Raw genomic sequence first — 16,489 nt, forward strand, 5'->3', positions numbered from 1 at the left:
CACGCTAGAGCGGTTGGATGCGCTTTTTAAGCGCAGATCGACGCTTAAGCGCTGGAGTCGTAGCGCATATTCGCGGATGATATGTCTTCTTGAGGTACCGGCGTGGCTGAGTACCCGGACGAATTCGTTGAGTATCACTGCGGTGAGCCTTGTGGCTGCCGCCTGGATGGAATGATGACTTTTTTGCGCCTTCCTGTTTTATTGCTGACCGGTGTCCTGGCCCTGGCGGGCTGCGCCGCTCACCAGCCGGTCGCGCTTTACCAGCTCGACAGCGGCAACCCCGGCCAACCCAAGCAGAGCACCGGCATGTCGGTACTGTTGGGCCCGGTTTCCGTGGCCGACTACCTGCAACGCGAAACCCTGTTGCAGCGCCAGCCTGATGGCAGCCTCAGCGCGGCGACCGATGGTCGTTGGGCCGGCAGCCTGTCTTCCGACATCGATCAACTGCTGCTGCGCCAACTGGCGTGGCGCCTGGACAGCCAGCGCGTGACCCTGGCGCCTGCCACCAACACCGGTACGCCGGACGTGCAGGTGCTGCTGTCGATTACCCGCCTGGATTCCGGTGATTCGCAGCCGGCCATTCTCGATGCCCAGTGGCGTCTGCTCGACCGCCGTGGCCAGGTGCGTGACAACCGCATCGTCCACCTGGAAGAGAAGCACGCCGGCGGCACCGCGGCCCAGGTGAAAGCCCAGGGCGTGCTGCTGCAGCGCCTGGCCGAACAGCTGAGCGTGGCGCTGAAGCCGCTGGCCAACCAGCCGGCGCTGGTGGAAGAGAAGAAGGCTGCGGCCAAGCCAGTGGCCAAGGATGAGCCGGACAAGCCGAAGATGCCGATCGCCTCGCCGATCCGCACCGACATGGAAGTGTTCCGCTTCTAACGAAAAAGCCCGCAGCGATGCGGGCTTTTTTGTTGTGGGAGCTGGCTTGCCAGCGAGCTGTTGAGGCCTGAAAAGCTCGCTGGCAAGCCAGCTCCCACAAAGACGCGTGTTTAAACGCGGGTCTCGTGCATGCGCGCCAATTGGCGCTCCAGCAACGACGGGTAAGGCTCCAGCAGCCGCTCCACGCAGCACGCACCCTCGGGGCTGGCGATGGGGCGGATGCGGGCGCGCTGGCGCACCAGGCTGTCGTCGCTGATACGGCGTTCCACCAGCAGCAGGTTGCGGCTGTGCTGCGACAGGGCCAGGGCGTCCTGGGCCGGTTCGGTCAGCAGCAGGTCGATCTGGCTCATGCCGGCCAGGTCATCGCCCAGCACCAGGCCCAGCTGCAGTTGCAGGGTGATGCCGCTGTCGGCCACCTCGATCTGCAACTGATGGCCCAGGGCGCGCAGCAGCTCGCCGCAGCAGATGGCGTTGGTCAGGTAGTCCTCGCCGCTGCTGTCGCTGTTGAACAGCATCAGCGTGCTGCCGTCGTTCAGGGTGTGCAGCTCGCTTTCGTACAGCGAGGCGGCCTGGTCCAGGCAGGCGCGGTAGCGCTCCAGCAGCTCCAGCAGGCGGGCGCGGGGCAGGCGGCGCAGTTGTTCCTGGCCACCCAGTTGCACGGCCAATACCGCGCTGTGCTGGGGTTCCTTCGGCGCCACCGGGGCAGGGGCGGCCTGCTTGGCGGCGACCGGCGCGGTATCGCGCAGGTCGGCGAAGGGGTCTTCGTCGTCCTCGTCCTCGTCTTCTTCGGCATGCACCACGCGCTTGGGCGCAGGCTTCACCGGCACCGGGGTGCTTTCATCGAAGCGGGCGTCGCGCAGGTTGCGCACCTCGAAGGCCGGGCCTTCGTCTTCCTCTTCGTCGAACTCGGGCTCTTCCACCTCGGGCACCGGCGCAGGCTCGGGGGCGTAGCGCTGGTGCAGGTCGCGGGCCAGGTCGCCGATCTCGTCCTGGCGCTGGGTGGCCGGGGTGTGTTCGTCGATTTCGCGCAGCCACACCCGCAGTTGCAGCAGCGGGGTGGACAGGTTGCGGCCCAGGCGCAGGCTGAGGATCAGGGTCACCAGCAGCAGGATGGCGCCCAGGATGCCCATGCTTTCCAGGCTGATGGTCATCGGCTGCTGGAACTGGGTCATGTCCAGGCTGATGCGCAGGTGGCCGGCGGTCACGTCCTGGAAGGTGATCTTGGTCTCGTACAGGCCGCCCGCTTCGCCCAGCAGGCCGCTTTTCGGGCGGCTGCCGGCTTCGGCGAGGATGCGGTTGTCGACGCTGTAGATAGCCGCATGGGCCACCAGCGGGTTCTTCACCAGGTTATTGAGCAGCACGTTGAGGCTGAGGATGTCGTTGGACACCAACAGCTCGGTGGCCGAGGTCGCGGTCTGGGTGGTCAGGCTCTGACCCAGGGCGTCGGCCTGCTGATGCATGGCCTGCTTGAACTGCAAACCCATCACGCAGGCGTAGACCACCAGCGCCAGGGCTACCAGCAACACATTGAGGCTGGCGATACGCAGAGCAATCGGTGCGCGGCGGTGACGCAGGGCACGGAAGATCAGCAGGAAGAAATTGTCGGTTTTTACTGGCGTGGGCCGGTTCACTGAGCGCGGCTCTTTATGTCCGTGAAGTTGCTGCGCAGTATAGCGACAGGCCCCAGAGCGGCAAAGCGCTGCCTGTGCCCGATGGTCACTGAAAGTAGGTAGAATGCGATTTTTTTCCACGAACGGGGTGCCCTTTGCGCGAAATCGTCCTGATTAACATCACCGGTTCCGACCGTCCTGGCCTGTTGGCGGCCATCACCGGTGCCTTGGCCGAGGATGGCGTGCGCATTCTGGACATCGCCCAGGCGGTGCAGCACGGCGCCCTGGCGCTGGCCGTGGTTGCCTGCGCCGACGATGCAACCCGCCTGGCGGCGGTGCGCGAGCGCATTACTGCCGTGGCCGGCCGTCACGCCCAGTTCACCGCGCTGTCGGAACAGGCCTACCTGAACTGGGCCGGCGCGGGCACCAGCGACCGCCATGTGCTGACCCTGATGAGCCGTGAAATCACCGCGGCCCAGGTGCAGGGCGTGACCGAAATCGCCAACCGCCATGGCCTGGTGGTCGAGGCTATCGACCGTCTGTCGGGTCGCGTCGGCCTGGCCTCCGCGGCTGCCGACGGCAAGGCGTGCCTGGAGTTCCTGGCGCGCGGCGTGCCGGCCGACCTGGGCGCGCTACGTCGCGACTTCCTGGCCGCGGCCATGCTGCTGGACGCCGACATCGCCATCCAACAGGACGACGTCTACCGCCGCAACCGCCGCCTGGCGGTGTTCGACATGGACTCCACGCTGATCCAGGCCGAGGTCATCGACGAACTGGCCAAGGCTCACGGCGTCGGTCACCTGGTGTCGGAAATCACCGAGCGGGCCATGCGCGGCGAGCTGGACTTCCGCGCCAGCTTCAAGGAGCGCATGGCGCTGCTGCAGGGCCTGGACGTGAGCGTGCTGGATGCCATCGGCGCCTCGCTGCGCCTGACCGAGGGCGCCGAGGTGCTGTTCGCCGAGCTCAAGCGCCTGGGCTACAAGACCGCCATCCTCTCGGGCGGCTTCACCTACTTCGCCAAGCAGGTGCAGGCCAAGCTGGGCATCGACTACGTGTTCGCCAACGAGCTGCAGGTGGTGGACGGCAAGTGCACGGGCGTGGCCGTGGAACCGATCGTGGATGCGCAACGCAAGGCTGACCTGCTGGTGCAACTGGCCGAGCAGGAAGGCCTGGCGCTGGAGCAGACCATCGCCGTGGGCGATGGGGCCAACGACCTGCCGATGCTGGCCAAGGCCGGCCTGGGCGTGGCGTTCCGCGCCAAGCCGCTGGTGAAGCAGTCGGCCCGCCACAACATCACCACCCTGGGGCTGGACGGCGTGCTTTACCTGCTGGGTGTGCGCGACAGCCAGGCGTGACGGCGACGCGGCCTTGCGGCCGCTGCTACAGGATGCCCTCCGTAGCAGCGGCCGCTACAACTCCTTCCACAGCGACTCGAACTCGCTGCCTGCCTGCGCTGCTGCTGGTGCTGTTTCCAGCAACCTGAACTCGAACTGATTGAAGCTGCCCGTGGAGCTGAGCTTGCGGCCCAGGTGCGCGCGGTTTTCCTCGCCGTGGTTGTTGATCATCACCTTCTGGCCTTCCTGGAACGGCAGGCGCGGGGCGATCAGCGAAGCCTTGATGTCGATGGCGCGGATTTCCGGCAATTGCAGACCGCGCACGTACTGGCTGTGCTGCTGGTCGCTGCGCAGCAGTTGCAGGCCGCACGGGTCGGCGTGGGGCGCAATCAGCTCGATGCCCATCTGCGTGCCGCCGCCGCGCACCTGGCGAATCCAGCGCACCACCGCCACGCTCCAGCCTTGGGCCGGTGCGTCCTGGATGCCTACCAGCTCGCCAGCCTGTAATTGCGCCGGGACGTCCTTGGGCCAGGCCAGGCAGTAGCCGCCGGGGCTGTGGTTGATGATCTGCAGTTCGTGCACCGGGTAGTCGCGGTCGGCCTGGCCGCTGCCGCCCTCCAGGTCCATGGCCGGGTAGTCGATCTCTTCGTAAGGCAGCATCGAGTCGCTGGTGCCACTGCCGGCGGCGTCGAACGCCAGCGTCCAGCTGTCGCTCGGGCCGCTGGGCTTGCCGCTGGCGAAGCTGGCGTTCATTCCGGCCTCGGGGCGCTTGAGCAGGTCGGCGAAACTGCGCTGGCCGCCCAGGTAGTAGTGCAGGGTGCTCATGCCAACGCACAGGCTCATGCTGCCCTGGCCCGGGGTGCGCTGGAAGGTGCGCTCGGCCACATCGCCCCAGGCCGCAGCCAGGTGCTGGAGCATGTCCACGGTCAGGCCGGGTGGCACCAGCAGGCTGGACTGGCCGCGCTTGTCCACCGGTAGGTGCAGCCAGGCGGTGATGGCCTTGACCAGCGGTTGCGGGTCCAGGCCGACCATTTGCGGTAGCTGGCTGGCGGGGAACAGGCTCTTGTAGCGTGGCGGCGCATCGGCCTCGGGGGCCACGGCGAACTGCGCTTCGGCAGCACTGGCGGGCACTACGCGGGTCAGCGCGCTCCAGGGTTCCAGCACGTTGGCCAGTTGCACGATGGCCTGCTGGCGCATCTGGTTGCAGCGTGAGCTGCCCATCAGCAGGGCGGTGGCGTAGGTCTGCTCGATGCTTTGATGATGGGCCTGGCTGACCAGGTCATCGGTGACGAAGGTGCGGTGCAGCTGGAAGCGGCTGGCCACCTGATACAGCTGGTGCAGCTCCAGCCACAGGCCCTCGGGCACCGGGCAGTAGAGCAGGCTGGCGCGCACCAGCGGCCCTTTCAGCGCATGCATGGCGCGCTGGATGGCGGTGGCCAGCAACAGGTTGCGGTCCTTGAGGCGCGCCGAGACGCGCAGCACGATCTGCTTGTAGCCCACGGCCAGCAGGTTCTGCAGGGCCTGGCACAGGTTGGCGATCTTGCGCGCGCGTTCGTCCAGCACCACCGACTGGTTGAGGAAGTGGCGTTCCAGGTGGTTGCAGACGAAATAGACTTCCGGGCGCAGCAGCTCCAGCAACTGCAGGCGGTTGTCGCTGGGGGTGATCAGCTGGTTGAGTTCGATCAGGCCCTGGTACAGCTGGCGGGCGGTCTCGCCGAGGTTGGCCTTGGGCAGCGCGGCAATCCAGCGCTTGAGGTCGCGGGGCGTGGCTTCGCAGAACGTCAGGCTGGCCTGCGAGGGCGTGGGGGCGCGCAAAAGAGGTGGCGGGGTAGCGGACATCGAGCGGTTCCCGTTGAGTCAGTCGAGCTTGAGCGGCCTATTGTCACCCTTTGCGTCAAAGACTGCACGCCCTTGGCGCTGCTTGTAGCCGCTGCCGTGAGGCAGCGGCTGCATGAACATCAGGCGGCGCTGTCGACGCCTTGGCCGATGCGCTGGCCCATGTTCACCACGGAGCCGGCGCCCAGTTCGTGGGCCCATTTGACCTGGTCCGGGCCAAACAGCACCACGGCGGTGGAGCCCAGCTTGAAGCGGCCCATCTCGGCGCCTTTCTCCAGGTGGATAGGTGCGCGGGCAGCTTCGTCGTAGCGCACGGTCTTGAGTTCGCGCTTGGGCGGTGTCACCAGCCCGGCCCACACGGTTTCCACCGAGGCGACGATCATCGCGCCCACCAGCACCACGGCCATCGGCCCACGTTCGGTGTCGAACAGGCACACCACGCGTTCGTTGCGGGCGAACAGCTCCGGCACGTTTTCAGCCGTGGTCTGGTTCACCGAGAACAGGCGGCCAGGCACGTAGACCATCTCGCGCAGGGTACCGGCCAGGGGCATGTGCACCCGGTGGTAGTCCTTCGGCGACAGGTAGATGGTGGCGAACTCGCCGCCCATGAACGGCGCGGCCAGGGCTGGGTCGCCGCCCAGCAGTTCCAGGGCGCTGAAGCTGTGGCCCTTGGCCTGGAAGATACGGCCGTGCTCGATGGCACCCCACTGGCTGATGGCACCGTCGGCCGGGCTCAGGATAGCGCCTGGGGTTGGGTCCAGCGGGCGGGCGTCAGGCTTCAGCGCGCGGGTGAAGAAGTCGTTGAAGTGCTCGTAGGCGGTCAGGTCTTCGACCAGGGCCTGGGACATGTCCACCTGGTAGCGCTTGGCGAACCAGGCGGTGAAGGCGTTCTTGAACCAGCGCACGCGGCATTCGGCCACGCAGCCGGCCAGGCGGGACAGCAGGTGGTGCGGCAGCAGGTACTGGCTGAGGATAAACAAGCGGGATTTCATCGAATGTCCTTAAACTTCTACGGGCGTGTCGGGGTGGTTGCCCCATTCGCCCCATGAACCGGCGTAGCCCTTGACGCGCGGGTAACCGAGCGCCTTGGCCACCAGGTAAGTAAAACCGGAACGGTGGTGGGTCTGGCAGTGGGTAATGATTTCCTTGTCCGGGGTGATGCCCAGGGCCTCAAGGATTTCAGGCATGTCAGTGCGGATGCGCAGCTCGCGGGTCTTGTCCATGCCGGCGGTCCACTCGAAGTTGACCGCGCCGGGGATGTGCCCGCCCTTGGCCGCCAACACCTTCTCGCCGCTGTATTCCAGCGGGCCGCGGGCGTCCCAGATGGCCAGGTCGGCGGCGCCGAGGCGGCTCTGCAGGTATTCGCGGGTGGCGGTGGGCTCGTCGTGCAGGGTCAGGGCGACGCTGCCGGCGTGGGCCGCGGGTACGTCCTGGGTCAGTGGCAGTTGCGCCGCTTCCCAGGCCAGCACGCCGCCGTCCAGGTAGTGGTATTTCCGGTGGCCGATCACGTCCAGCAACCAGATGAAACGGCCGGCCCAGCCGCCGCCTTCGTCGTCGTACACCACGTAGACCGCGTCAGCGTTGTGGCCCAGTTCGCCGAACAGCGCCTGCAGCGCGGGCAGCGTGGGCATGAGCCCCGGCGCGGGCGGCTGGCCCAGCTGGGTGCGCTTGGGGTCGACGAAGCGGGCACCCTGGATGTGGCCGGCGCCATAGCGCGCGGCGCTGGTGAGGTCGACCAGGATCAGCTCTGGAGCATCGAGGCGCTGTTGCAGCTGAGCGGCTTCGATCACCAGCGGCAGGCCCGAGAAATCAGCCATGTGAGGTCTCCAGATGGAAAAGAGGGGTGCGATTGTAGCGCATGCGTCAGGCGCCGCGCTTGCTGAACAGGGTCAGCGCGCGTTCGATGCACTGGGCCGTCCTGGCGAAGGCCTGCACCGAGATTTCCGCGAAGGGCAGGCCGCCCTGGTCGGCCACCAGCAGCATCACCACCCGTTCGTTGCTGGCCAGCGAGCGCAGCAGCAGGTGCTCGCCCTTGAACAGGCCGCGCAGGCTGGAAGGAAGCAGCGCCGAGAACTGCGCGTTGTTCTGCGGGGTCAGGCGGATCTGCGCCGGCTTGCTCAGTAGCCGTTGCAGCACGGTGCTCTGGCTGACCAGCAGGTTCAGGCTGGCGGCTTCCTCGGGCAGGCCGGCCACCTGGTGCACGCGCAGGTTGGTCTGGTTCTTGTCGAGCATCAGCAGCATCACCCGGCGCATGCCGCAGGCCAGCAACGCATCGCGGGCGAAGGTGGTCAGGTGCATGGCGTTGGTGAAGCGGCTGGGCTCCACCAGCAGCTCGGTGCAGTGCTTGCGCCAGGTGGCCAGGTCTTCGGCGGTGGGCGGCGGCGCGGGTTGCAGGCCACGGTGCACACGGCGGGTGCCCCAGGGCCAGATCAACGCTTCGGCCGGGTGCCACAGGCCGGGCGCGGCGTAATGGCGGGCGTTCTGCACCGCCTGCTGGTGCACCTGCTGTTGCAATTCATCCAGCGGCATCTGCAGGTACATGCACGTCAGGTACTGCCAGCGCAGGATATGCGGGGTATCCCAGGCTTCCTGGGCGGCCAGGGCCAGGCCGTTGGCCAGCACCACGGTGTTGGCCGGCTGGTTGAGCCAGCGGCGCAGGCCGGGGTCGTCGTCCAGGCGTTGCTGCTGGCGCAGGCGGTGCTCTTCGTCGCGGGCAATGTGCAGCACTTTGACGAACTCGCGCTGCTCGTCCAGCAGCAGGTTGTAGCCGTGGTGAATCCAGGCGGGCAGGCGCCATAACTGGGCCAGGCTCTGGCACAGGTTCAGCAGGCGCACGCCGAACAGCTCCAGCTCGACCTTGGCCACGGCTTCGCCCTTGTGCACCACGCGCAGCTCCCATTCTTCCAGCAGGCTGGGGTGGGTGATGGCCAGTGGCCAAAGGGGCGACAGGAACAGCAGGCTGCCCCAGTGGATCTCCTGCCACAGGCGCGCCAGGCGTGCGGCGAACAGGCCGTTGGCCTGCTGCGCGGCGTGCTGGCTGATCAGCAGCAACTGCCGCAGGCCGCGCGGGATGTCTTCGGGTAGCGCGGTGGGCAGGCGCTCCAGCAGCTCCTCGGTACGCTTGAGCCCCAGGCGGTTGAGGGCGATTTCCAGGCTCTCCACCGGCTCGGCCAGGCTCTGGTGCACCGGGTGGTTGGCCTCGCGGATCACGCTCAGCACCAAGGCTGGGCTATCCTGCATCAGCTCGGCAATGTCGCGCAGCGAACTGCGGCTATCGCCCAGGGCCGCCTGCACCCGCTCATGGCTTGCCATGGGGATGGGCAAACGCACGCTGTCGAGCAGCTTGAGCCAGTCTGGAAGGGTACGGGGAGTCTTGGTAGGCACGTTGGGCTCAATTGGCATGCTGTTGGGACCGAACTGGCTTTTCACCTTTTCAGGCTATAGTCTGGCGCAGAACTGCCGATAAGTAGAACAAGAGATTTAGAATCTTGCGCCCTCACCCTGACCACGACATGTAAGTGCTTCCAATCTATGGCTAAAATTATCGGCATCATCGTCGTATTCGCGAGTGTGCTCGGCGGATACGTTCTATCCCACGGTAAGATCGCAGCGTTGATTCAGCCTTTCGAAGTGCTGATCATCGGTGGTGCCGCCTTTGGTGCCTTCCTGCAGGCCAACCCGGGCTACATGACCATGAAGGTCATCAAGAAGTCCCTGGGCATGTTCAAGTCGCGGTTCTCGCACAGCTTCTATATGGAAGTGCTGGGCCTGGTCTACGAGATCCTCAACAAGAGCCGTCGCGAAGGCATGATGGCGATCGAGAGCGATATCGAGGACGCCGCTGCCAGCCCCATTTTCGCCAAGTACCCCACCGTGCTCAAAGACGAGCGCATGACCGCCTACATCTGCGATTACCTGCGCATCATGTCCTCCGGCAACATGGCGCCCCACGAGCTGGAAGGCCTGTTCGACATGGAGTTGCAGAGCATGAAGGAAGAGCTCGAGCACACTTCCCACGCCGTGACTGGCATCGCCGACGGCATGCCCGGCTTCGGTATCGTGGCCGCGGTACTGGGTATCGTGGTGACCATGGCCTCGCTGGGTGATGGCGACAAGGCCGTGATCGGCGCCCACGTGGGCGGCGCGCTGGTCGGTACCTTCTTCGGTATTCTGGCGGCGTACGGCTTCATGGGCCCGCTGGCCACCTCCCTGGGCCATGACGCCAAGGAAGAGGTCAACCTGTACGAAGCCATCAAGGCTTCCCTGGTGGCCTCGGCCTCGGGCATGCCGCCGTCGCTGGCCGTGGAGTTCGGCCGCAAGGTGCTGTTCCCCGCCCATCGCCCAAGCTTCGCCGAGCTGGAACAAGCAGTTCGCGGTCGCTGAGTCATGGAAAATAACCAGCCGATAATCATCAAGCGCGTCAAGCGCTTCGCCGGCGGCCACCACGGCGGTGCCTGGAAAATCGCCTTCGCCGACTTTGCCACGGCGATGATGGCGTTCTTCCTGGTGCTGTGGTTGCTGTCCACCGCCACCCCGGAGCAGAAGCTGGCCATCGCCGGCTACTTCCAGGACCCGGTGGGCTTCTCCGAGAGTGGGTCGCCCTACATCATCGACATGGGCGGCACGCCTAAGCTGGCGCCGGACAAGACCTTGAACCCGGACATCGAGACCTCGCCGCCGACGCCGCAGACGCCGGACAAGATCAACGAGAACGACGCCGAGGCCGCTGCCGAGAAGATCGACCAGGAACGCCTGAACCTGCTGTTGCAGGAGCTGCAGAACAAGGTCGACCAGAACCCGCAGCTGCAGAAGTTCAAGGACCAGATCCTCTTCGAAATCACCCAGGAAGGCCTGCGCATCCAGATCATGGACGCCGAGAACCGGCCCATGTTCGACACGGGCAGCGCGCGCCTGAAGCCGTATTTCGAAGACATCCTGCTGGCCATGGCCGACACTATCAAGGCGGTGCCGAACAAGATCAGCGTCAGCGGCCACACCGACGCCCAGCCGTACGCCGGCCAGGGCGACTTCGGCAACTGGGAACTGTCGGCCAACCGTGCCAACGCCGCGCGTCGCGCGCTGGAAGGTGGCGGTTACCCGGATGACCAGGTGGCGCGCGTAGTGGGTTATGCCTCTTCGTCGCTGTTTGACCGCAAGAACCCGCTGAACCCGGTCAACCGCCGCATCGACATCGTGGTGTTGACCAAGAAGGCCCAGCGCGAGATCGAGGGCGAGACCAAGCCGGATGCGCCACCCGCAGCGCCTGGCGCTGATGGCAAGCCTGCCGCGCCGGCTGCCCCTGGTGCCGCCGGCAAGCCGGGCGCCGCCATCGATCCGAACGCGCAGGTGCAGCCCCACGAGCTACGCCAGAAGCTGAACCTGTTCGAAGACGGTACGCTGAAAATGGACGAGCCGGCCAAGTAAGCCGCCGGCACTTCCGCCAACGCCCGCCCCGACCCCTGTCGCGGCGGGCGTTGTGCGTTTCAGGCATGCAGGGTGATGGCGCCGACGATGGTGCGGGTGCTCCAGCCGCATTCGGCGTTGGCGGCGTTGCGCACCGTAGGCGAAATACGTTCCGGGCCGAATGGCTTGACGGCGATGATGGGCTTGCCTAGCCGTCGGGCTACCTCGATTTCCTTGTCGATCCACTTGCCGAAGGTGGGGTACACCCCGGCCATGATCACCAGTGCCGAACAGGGCCGCAGGTGCTCGACGATGGCCTGTTCGAAGGCCTGCGCGTCCAGCTCGATCACCGGGTGCGGCGCCGGCACGCTGTGGCCCTGGAAGGTGAACGCAGGCTCCATCCGCAGTAGGTCCTGCAGGCGTTCATAGGCGTCCGAGTAGCGCCAGGATTGGCTGATGAACAGGTGATAGGTCGACATGGCAGTCCCTTTCCGTCGTGGTGAATGGCGGGGCTGACAATCGTTCAGATGTGTTTCATGGGGCAATAGATGGCAGGAAAAAGAGACCGTTCCTACATCACACGGTAAAAATTCCTACAGAAATTTCCCACAGGCACAGCTTGCCCGTAGCAGCTGCCGCAGGCTGCGTCGCTTCTGCGAGCGACGCGGCCTGCGGCCGCTGCTACGGGATTGCAGGTTAGTAGGTGTCTTCGGGCAGGCTCGCAATGATCGAGCGGTAGCTGTTCATCCGCTGCTGCTGCACGCGGCCTTCTTCCAGCGCCTTGAGCAGCGCGCAGCCCGGCTCGCGGTCGTGCTTGCAGTCGCGGAAGCGGCAGCGGCCCAGCAGGTCGTCGAACTCGATGAAGCCCGCCTCCACGTCCGCGCGGCTCACGTGGCCCAGGCCGAATTCACGAATACCGGGGGAGTCGATCAGCTCGCCGCCGCCGGGGAAGTGGAACAGCCGCGCGGTGGTGGTGGTGTGGGTGCCCTGGCCGGACAGCTCCGACAGCGGGCCCACGCGGGTCTGCACTTCGGGCAGCAGGCTGTTGACCAGGGATGACTTGCCCACGCCCGACTGGCCGACGAACACGCTGATGTGCCCGTCCAGCTGCGCCTGCAACTGCTGCATGCCGTCGCCATGGTGGGCCGACACTTCCAGCAGCGGGTAGCCCAACTGGCGGTACACGGCCAGCAGCGCGTTCAGCGCCGGGGCGTTCTGCTCGTCGATCAGGTCGGCCTTGTTCAGCAGCAGCAGCGGGCGGATGCCGGCGTGCTCGGCGGCCACCAGGTAGCGGTCGATGAGGTTGGCGTGCGGCTCGGGCATGGGCGCGAAGACGATCACGATCAGGTCGACGTTGGCCGCCACCGGCTTCAGCTGGCCACGGCTGTCGGGCCGGCACAGCTCGGTGGTGCGCGGCAGCTGCGCGACGATCACGCCGATGCCCTGGTTGCCGGCGCGCCACACTACGGTGTCACCGGTCACCAGTGCCGGCAGGTTGGCCCGCAGGTGGCAGCGGAATACCTGGCCCGCCAGCTCGCCTTCCTGGGCTTCCACCTCGACCTGCACGCCGAAGTGGGCGATGACCAGGCCGGTCTGCTCAGGGCCCAGGTCGCCGCCTTCCAGCACCTCGAGGGTGTGGGACTCGCGTTTGGCGGCACGCGCGGCGCGCTCGCCCTGGATTTTTTCGATGCGCCAGTTCTGGCGACGGTTGAGCTGGCGTTTGGCCATGAGTGTTCCGTGCAGGGGGTAATTAAAACGGCGACGAGTTTAGCATGCCCGGCTGAGCTAAACTGCGCAGTCAAGCCGAGGAGCCCCCACATGCAAAACGCGAACAACCTGATCTGGATCGACCTGGAAATGACCGGCCTGGACCCGGACAGCGACGTCATCATCGAAATGGCGACCATCGTCACCGACAGTGACCTCAACACCCTGGCCGAAGGCCCGGTCATCGCCATTCACCACAGCGACGAAGTGCTGGCGCGCATGGACGAGTGGAACACCCGCACCCACGGCAACTCGGGCCTGACCCAGCGCGTGCGCGAAAGCAAGATCAGCATGGCCGAGGCCGAGGCCCAGACCATCGCCTTCCTGGAACAGTGGGTACCCAAGGGCAAGTCGCCGATCTGCGGCAACAGCATCTGCCAGGACCGCCGCTTCCTGTACCGCCACATGCGCGGCTTGGAAACCTACTTCCACTACCGCAACCTGGACGTCTCCACCCTCAAGGAACTGGCCGCGCGCTGGGCGCCGGAGGTGAAGGACAGCTTCAAGAAAGGCAGCACCCACCTGGCCCTGGACGACATCCGCGAATCCATCGCCGAGCTGCAGCACTATCGCCAGCATTTCATCAAGTTCTGATCAGGCTGACGCTCGCAACGTCCTGATTTTCCTCGTTGCGTCGACGGTTACGGATGCCTCGCAGGTGTTCGCTTTACCGGCGATGAGGCCGGCGCCGGCTTTGCCAGCAGGAAACAATTGGCAATCCCTCTTCCATTGAATTGTTGCTTGCGGGGCGCCAACATTGCCGTCGTCGTCACTTGGCGATACGGGCTTGGCGGCCTGCCGAACAGATGCAACACTCGCAGTCGTAATCGCTAGCGGTTCATCCGGTAGCGAGTTGCGTTATGGCGAGTTGCGCACGGACTTCCTCGGAAGTGCCGGTTTCCTGTTCCGGTCCGCCAACCCTGCGTAACCCGCCACCCATTTCTGCTTGGCGGCAGAGCAAGTGGTCCAGCTAACAGGAGATGTAACGATGAACGATGCCGTTCCGCACACCACGCAAGGCCAGGTTTCCTTCGCTGCGTGTGGTTCTACTGCAACCCCAATCTTCTCAGTAAACCCTGGTATCCACGTTTTAGACGCCTTGGCCCATAGCTCCAACCTGCAGCACATCGCTAATCAGCTGATGACGGACGCTGCCTTGGGTGACGCCGGGGCTCATATGGCGTGGGCAGCAGTGTATCTAGGGGAGATGGCGCAGGCGATTGTCGAAGATTTGACGATCACGGCGGTGACACATCAAGAGGTTTGAGGTGGTCTAGCGCTTGGGCTGGATTAGCAGCTGGCTCGGCGTTCCTGGTCTGCAAAACCGTGCTATACCGACATCAAGGATCGAGTTACGGCACCGACATACGATTGCTACGTGTGCGGTTCGAGCCGCCTGTCTGGATTAAGCGGACACCAAGCTGATGCTATTGACTAACGCTTGTACGCGCCCATAATTTTCGCCCGCAAAACCAAATGCCCATGGATGGTGCAAGAGAGGTGACTCTTGATTTTTTCCGAACAAAAAGTGGCCCAAATGGCGGCTTTCTTTTTGGCTCGCCGTGAGGCCCCTATGGCCCACATCAAGTTGATGAAGCTGCTGTATCTGGCTGACCGCTTGAGCATGGAACGGTATGACGTTCCAATGACTGACGATTTCCAATGCAATATGAAAAACGGACCAGTGTTGTCTTCCACGCTGGACCTGATGAACGGCGCCCGGCCAAGTCTGGCGTGGAGTGCTTTGATCTCACCCATCCAGAATCATCAGGTCCAACTCCAGCGTCAGTTCGCCTGGGACGAGCTGGATGAGCTATCCAGAGCTGATCGGGCCATACTCGACGAGATTTTTTCCGAGTATGGCCACATGAATCGCTGGAAGCTTGTCGATCTCGTTCATGAGCTGCCGGAGTGGGAAAATCCAGGTGCCTCCAGCAAGGCTATCAACACGGAAGTGACGTTTGAGTCCTTTGGATGCACCAAAGCGCAAGCGCACGAGAAGGTTGAGCTGCTTCGCATCCGCAACCAGCTAGGGCAGAAACTATCTGAGATGTCGTGATGCCAGGGAATGTTTTTCAGCAGGGAACGTTGTTGATGCACACAGGGCCGTCTCATCATTTGCATATTGTGATGAACGATCCTGTTTTTTGTCAGGTTTTGGGCGAACTCAGCGTGTTGGTGGTCAACCTATCCTCGGTCAGGGAAACGGGCAGGCATGATACGAGCTGTATCCTCGCTCCGGGGTGTCATCCGTTTGTGCGAAGAGATAGCTGGGTTGTGTACGGTGAGGCAGCTGTACTTCGGCTTCCTCGATTGGAAGCGGACATCGTCGCAGGCGGAACAATCCCGCATCTTCCGGTGAGTCTTGATGTCTTCCGCGCGGTGCGTGCGGGCTTCGATCGTTCACCTCATGTAAAGCTCAAAATCGAGCGTTACATTCGACATCATTCTCTTTAGGTCCGTGTTGCCTGGCATTCGCCTAGACCTGGTGCCTGTTGCTGGACGCAATCGTGGTGGCAGCTGCTACGCAACCCCCTGTAGCAGCGGCCGCCAGGCCGCGTCCCAGGCGCCGCGGTCATGGCGTTGCAGGCTCAGGCACGCGCAGCGTGCTGCTTCAACGCCCACTCCACATGCTCGCGCACCAGCTCCGACGGGTAATCGCGCCGCGCTTCCAGCGCTTCCAGCACTGGAATGGTCGACGGCGCGTTGCCCAGCCCCACTGCCAGGTTGCGCAGCCAGCGCTCGTAGCCGGCGCGGCGCAGGGGCGAGCCCTCGGTGCTGGTGAGGAATTTCTCTTCATCCCACAGGAACAGCTCCGCCAGCCCGGCGTTGTCGAGGTTGTGCCGCGGCTTGAAGTCGCTCTCGCCGGTGGGCCGCGCGAAGCGGTTCCACGGGCAGACGATCTGGCAGTCGTCGCAGCCGAACACGCGGTTGCCGATCAGCGGTCGCAGGTCCTCGGGTATGGCGGTCTTCAGTTCGATGGTCAGGTACGAGATGCACCGGCGCGCGTCCAGTACGTACGGCCCGACGAAGGCGTTGGTGGGGCAGATGTCCAGGCAGGCGCTGCAACGGCCGCAGTGCTCGGTGGCATGCGGTTCGTCCACCGGCAGCGGCAGGTCGACGAACAGTTCGCTGAGGAAGAAGTAGCTGCCGGCCTTGCGGTTGAGGATCAGGGTGTTCTTGCCCAACCAGCCCAGGCCGGCCTGTTCGGCGATGGCTTTTTCCAGCACCGGGGCGCTGTCGACGAAGGCGCGGAAGCCAAACGGGCCGATGGCCTGCTGGATGCGGTCGGCCAGCTGTTGCACGCGCTTGCGGATCAGCTTGTGGTAGTCGCGGCCCAGGGCGTAGCGCGAGATGTAGGCCTTCTCGGGCTGGGCCAGCAACTGCGCCATGGCCGTGTCGCCGGGCAGGTAGTCCATGCGCAGCGACACCACGCGCAAGGTGCCCGGCACCAGTTCGTCGGGGTGCGAGCGCTTGCTGCCGTGGGCGCCCATGTACTCCATGTCGCCGTGGTAGCCGGCGTCCAGCCAGCGTTGCAGGTGGTGTTCGTGCTCACCCAGGTCCAGGCCGGCGATGCCGACTTGCTGGAAGCCCAGTTCGCGGCCCCATTCCTTGATGGAGAGGGCCAGGGCGGGGAGATCGGCGGTAAGGGCGGACATGCGA

The 16,489-nt window shown here is 64.8% G+C and carries 14 protein-coding genes and 2 pseudogenes; 8 read left to right on the top strand and 8 right to left on the bottom strand.

Going from position 1 to position 16,489, the window contains the following annotated elements; all coding sequences use genetic code 11:
- The first annotated feature begins 171 nt into the window (after window positions 1-171).
- Window positions 172-876, top strand: a complete 705-nt coding sequence (locus tag RAM80_RS19765; protein ID WP_416422138.1) for a PqiC family protein — start codon at window positions 172-174, stop codon at window positions 874-876.
- A 110-nt stretch (window positions 877-986) separates the two neighbouring features.
- On the opposite strand, the gene RAM80_RS19770 is transcribed toward RAM80_RS19765, so the two are convergent.
- Window positions 987-2,507 (bottom strand): histidine kinase, encoded by a 1,521-nt coding sequence (locus RAM80_RS19770; RefSeq protein ID WP_416422139.1) that lies wholly within the window; start codon window positions 2,505-2,507, stop codon window positions 987-989.
- 185 nt (window positions 2,508-2,692) lie between these two features.
- On the opposite strand from RAM80_RS19770, the pseudogene RAM80_RS19775 reads away from it, so the two are divergent.
- Window positions 2,693-2,788: pseudogene (locus tag RAM80_RS19775) on the top strand (ACT domain-containing protein); the annotation flags it as partial.
- A gap of 75 nt (window positions 2,789-2,863) precedes the next feature.
- Window positions 2,864-3,841 (top strand): annotated as a pseudogene (gene serB, locus RAM80_RS19780) (phosphoserine phosphatase SerB); the annotation flags it as partial.
- 54 nt (window positions 3,842-3,895) lie between these two features.
- On the opposite strand, the gene RAM80_RS19785 reads toward serB, so the two are convergent.
- The 4 genes from RAM80_RS19785 to RAM80_RS19800 all read right to left on the bottom strand — a co-directional run bounded on the left by RAM80_RS19785 (window position 3,896) and on the right by RAM80_RS19800 (window position 9,058).
- Entirely contained in the window at window positions 3,896-5,659 is a 1,764-nt protein-coding gene (locus tag RAM80_RS19785) for a molecular chaperone (protein WP_416422140.1), read from the bottom strand.
- A gap of 119 nt (window positions 5,660-5,778) precedes the next feature.
- Complete coding sequence (gene asd, locus RAM80_RS19790; protein ID WP_416422141.1) at window positions 5,779-6,648, bottom strand: archaetidylserine decarboxylase; 870 nt, start codon at window positions 6,646-6,648, stop codon at window positions 5,779-5,781.
- Between the two features lie 9 nt (window positions 6,649-6,657).
- Window positions 6,658-7,473 carry a rhodanese-like domain-containing protein gene (locus RAM80_RS19795; RefSeq protein ID WP_416422142.1) on the bottom strand — a complete coding sequence of 272 codons (816 nt, stop codon included), beginning with the start codon at window positions 7,471-7,473 and terminating at the stop codon, window positions 6,658-6,660.
- Window positions 7,474-7,519: 46 nt separating this feature from the next.
- A complete protein-coding gene (locus RAM80_RS19800; protein ID WP_416422143.1) occupies window positions 7,520-9,058 on the bottom strand; it encodes an HDOD domain-containing protein in 1,539 nt (512 codons plus the stop codon).
- A 129-nt stretch (window positions 9,059-9,187) separates the two neighbouring features.
- Between RAM80_RS19800 and motA the strand changes: the two genes are divergently transcribed.
- Both motA and motB read left to right on the top strand, forming a co-directional pair.
- On the top strand, window positions 9,188-10,039 hold the full coding sequence (gene motA / locus RAM80_RS19805) for a flagellar motor stator protein MotA (protein ID WP_416422144.1): 852 nt from the start codon (window positions 9,188-9,190) through the stop codon (window positions 10,037-10,039).
- Window positions 10,040-10,042: 3 nt separating this feature from the next.
- Complete coding sequence (gene motB, locus RAM80_RS19810) at window positions 10,043-11,080, top strand: flagellar motor protein MotB (protein ID WP_416422145.1); 1,038 nt, start codon at window positions 10,043-10,045, stop codon at window positions 11,078-11,080.
- A 59-nt stretch (window positions 11,081-11,139) separates the two neighbouring features.
- Here motB and RAM80_RS19815 read toward each other — a convergent pair whose 3' ends face one another.
- Window positions 11,140-11,538, bottom strand: a complete 399-nt coding sequence (locus RAM80_RS19815; protein WP_416422146.1) for a TIR domain-containing protein — start codon at window positions 11,536-11,538, stop codon at window positions 11,140-11,142.
- 217 nt (window positions 11,539-11,755) lie between these two features.
- Complete coding sequence (rsgA, locus tag RAM80_RS19820) at window positions 11,756-12,787, bottom strand: small ribosomal subunit biogenesis GTPase RsgA (protein WP_416422147.1); 1,032 nt, start codon at window positions 12,785-12,787, stop codon at window positions 11,756-11,758.
- Window positions 12,788-12,877: 90 nt separating this feature from the next.
- Between rsgA and orn the strand changes: the two genes are divergently transcribed.
- The 3 genes from orn to RAM80_RS19835 all read left to right on the top strand — a co-directional run bounded on the left by orn (window position 12,878) and on the right by RAM80_RS19835 (window position 14,885).
- Window positions 12,878-13,420 carry an oligoribonuclease gene (gene orn, locus RAM80_RS19825; RefSeq protein ID WP_416422148.1) on the top strand — a complete coding sequence of 181 codons (543 nt, stop codon included), beginning with the start codon at window positions 12,878-12,880 and terminating at the stop codon, window positions 13,418-13,420.
- Window positions 13,421-13,814: 394 nt separating this feature from the next.
- Complete coding sequence (locus RAM80_RS19830; RefSeq protein WP_416422149.1) at window positions 13,815-14,093, top strand: DUF3077 domain-containing protein; 279 nt, start codon at window positions 13,815-13,817, stop codon at window positions 14,091-14,093.
- A gap of 240 nt (window positions 14,094-14,333) precedes the next feature.
- A complete protein-coding gene (locus RAM80_RS19835; RefSeq protein WP_416422150.1) occupies window positions 14,334-14,885 on the top strand; it encodes a Panacea domain-containing protein in 552 nt (183 codons plus the stop codon).
- Window positions 14,886-15,417: 532 nt separating this feature from the next.
- On the opposite strand, the gene queG is transcribed toward RAM80_RS19835, so the two are convergent.
- Window positions 15,418-16,485 (bottom strand): tRNA epoxyqueuosine(34) reductase QueG, encoded by a 1,068-nt coding sequence (queG, locus tag RAM80_RS19840; protein WP_416422151.1) that lies wholly within the window; start codon window positions 16,483-16,485, stop codon window positions 15,418-15,420.
- Between the last annotated feature and the right edge of the window lie 4 nt (window positions 16,486-16,489).

Origin of the sequence: Pseudomonas sp. App30 (genome assembly GCF_047947025.1) — a bacterium.
GTDB lineage: Bacteria > Pseudomonadota > Gammaproteobacteria > Pseudomonadales > Pseudomonadaceae > Aquipseudomonas.

Bases quoted from the DNA above. Each gene is read 5' to 3' on its own strand.
- RAM80_RS19795 (WP_416422142.1), bottom strand. From the start codon at position 7,473: ATGGCTGATTTCTCGGGCCTGCCGCTGGTGATCGAAGCCGCTCAGCTG.
- motA (WP_416422144.1), top strand. From the start codon at position 9,188: ATGGCTAAAATTATCGGCATCATCGTCGTATTCGCGAGTGTGCTCGGC.
- RAM80_RS19815 (WP_416422146.1), bottom strand. From the start codon at position 11,538: ATGTCGACCTATCACCTGTTCATCAGCCAATCCTGGCGCTACTCGGAC.
- orn (WP_416422148.1), top strand. From the start codon at position 12,878: ATGCAAAACGCGAACAACCTGATCTGGATCGACCTGGAAATGACCGGC.
- RAM80_RS19785 (WP_416422140.1), bottom strand. From the start codon at position 5,659: ATGTCCGCTACCCCGCCACCTCTTTTGCGCGCCCCCACGCCCTCGCAG.
- RAM80_RS19800 (WP_416422143.1), bottom strand. From the start codon at position 9,058: ATGCCAATTGAGCCCAACGTGCCTACCAAGACTCCCCGTACCCTTCCA.
- RAM80_RS19830 (WP_416422149.1), top strand. From the start codon at position 13,815: ATGAACGATGCCGTTCCGCACACCACGCAAGGCCAGGTTTCCTTCGCT.
- queG (WP_416422151.1), bottom strand. From the start codon at position 16,485: ATGTCCGCCCTTACCGCCGATCTCCCCGCCCTGGCCCTCTCCATCAAG.
- RAM80_RS19765 (WP_416422138.1), top strand. From the start codon at position 172: ATGATGACTTTTTTGCGCCTTCCTGTTTTATTGCTGACCGGTGTCCTG.
- rsgA (WP_416422147.1), bottom strand. From the start codon at position 12,787: ATGGCCAAACGCCAGCTCAACCGTCGCCAGAACTGGCGCATCGAAAAA.
- motB (WP_416422145.1), top strand. From the start codon at position 10,043: ATGGAAAATAACCAGCCGATAATCATCAAGCGCGTCAAGCGCTTCGCC.
- asd (WP_416422141.1), bottom strand. From the start codon at position 6,648: ATGAAATCCCGCTTGTTTATCCTCAGCCAGTACCTGCTGCCGCACCAC.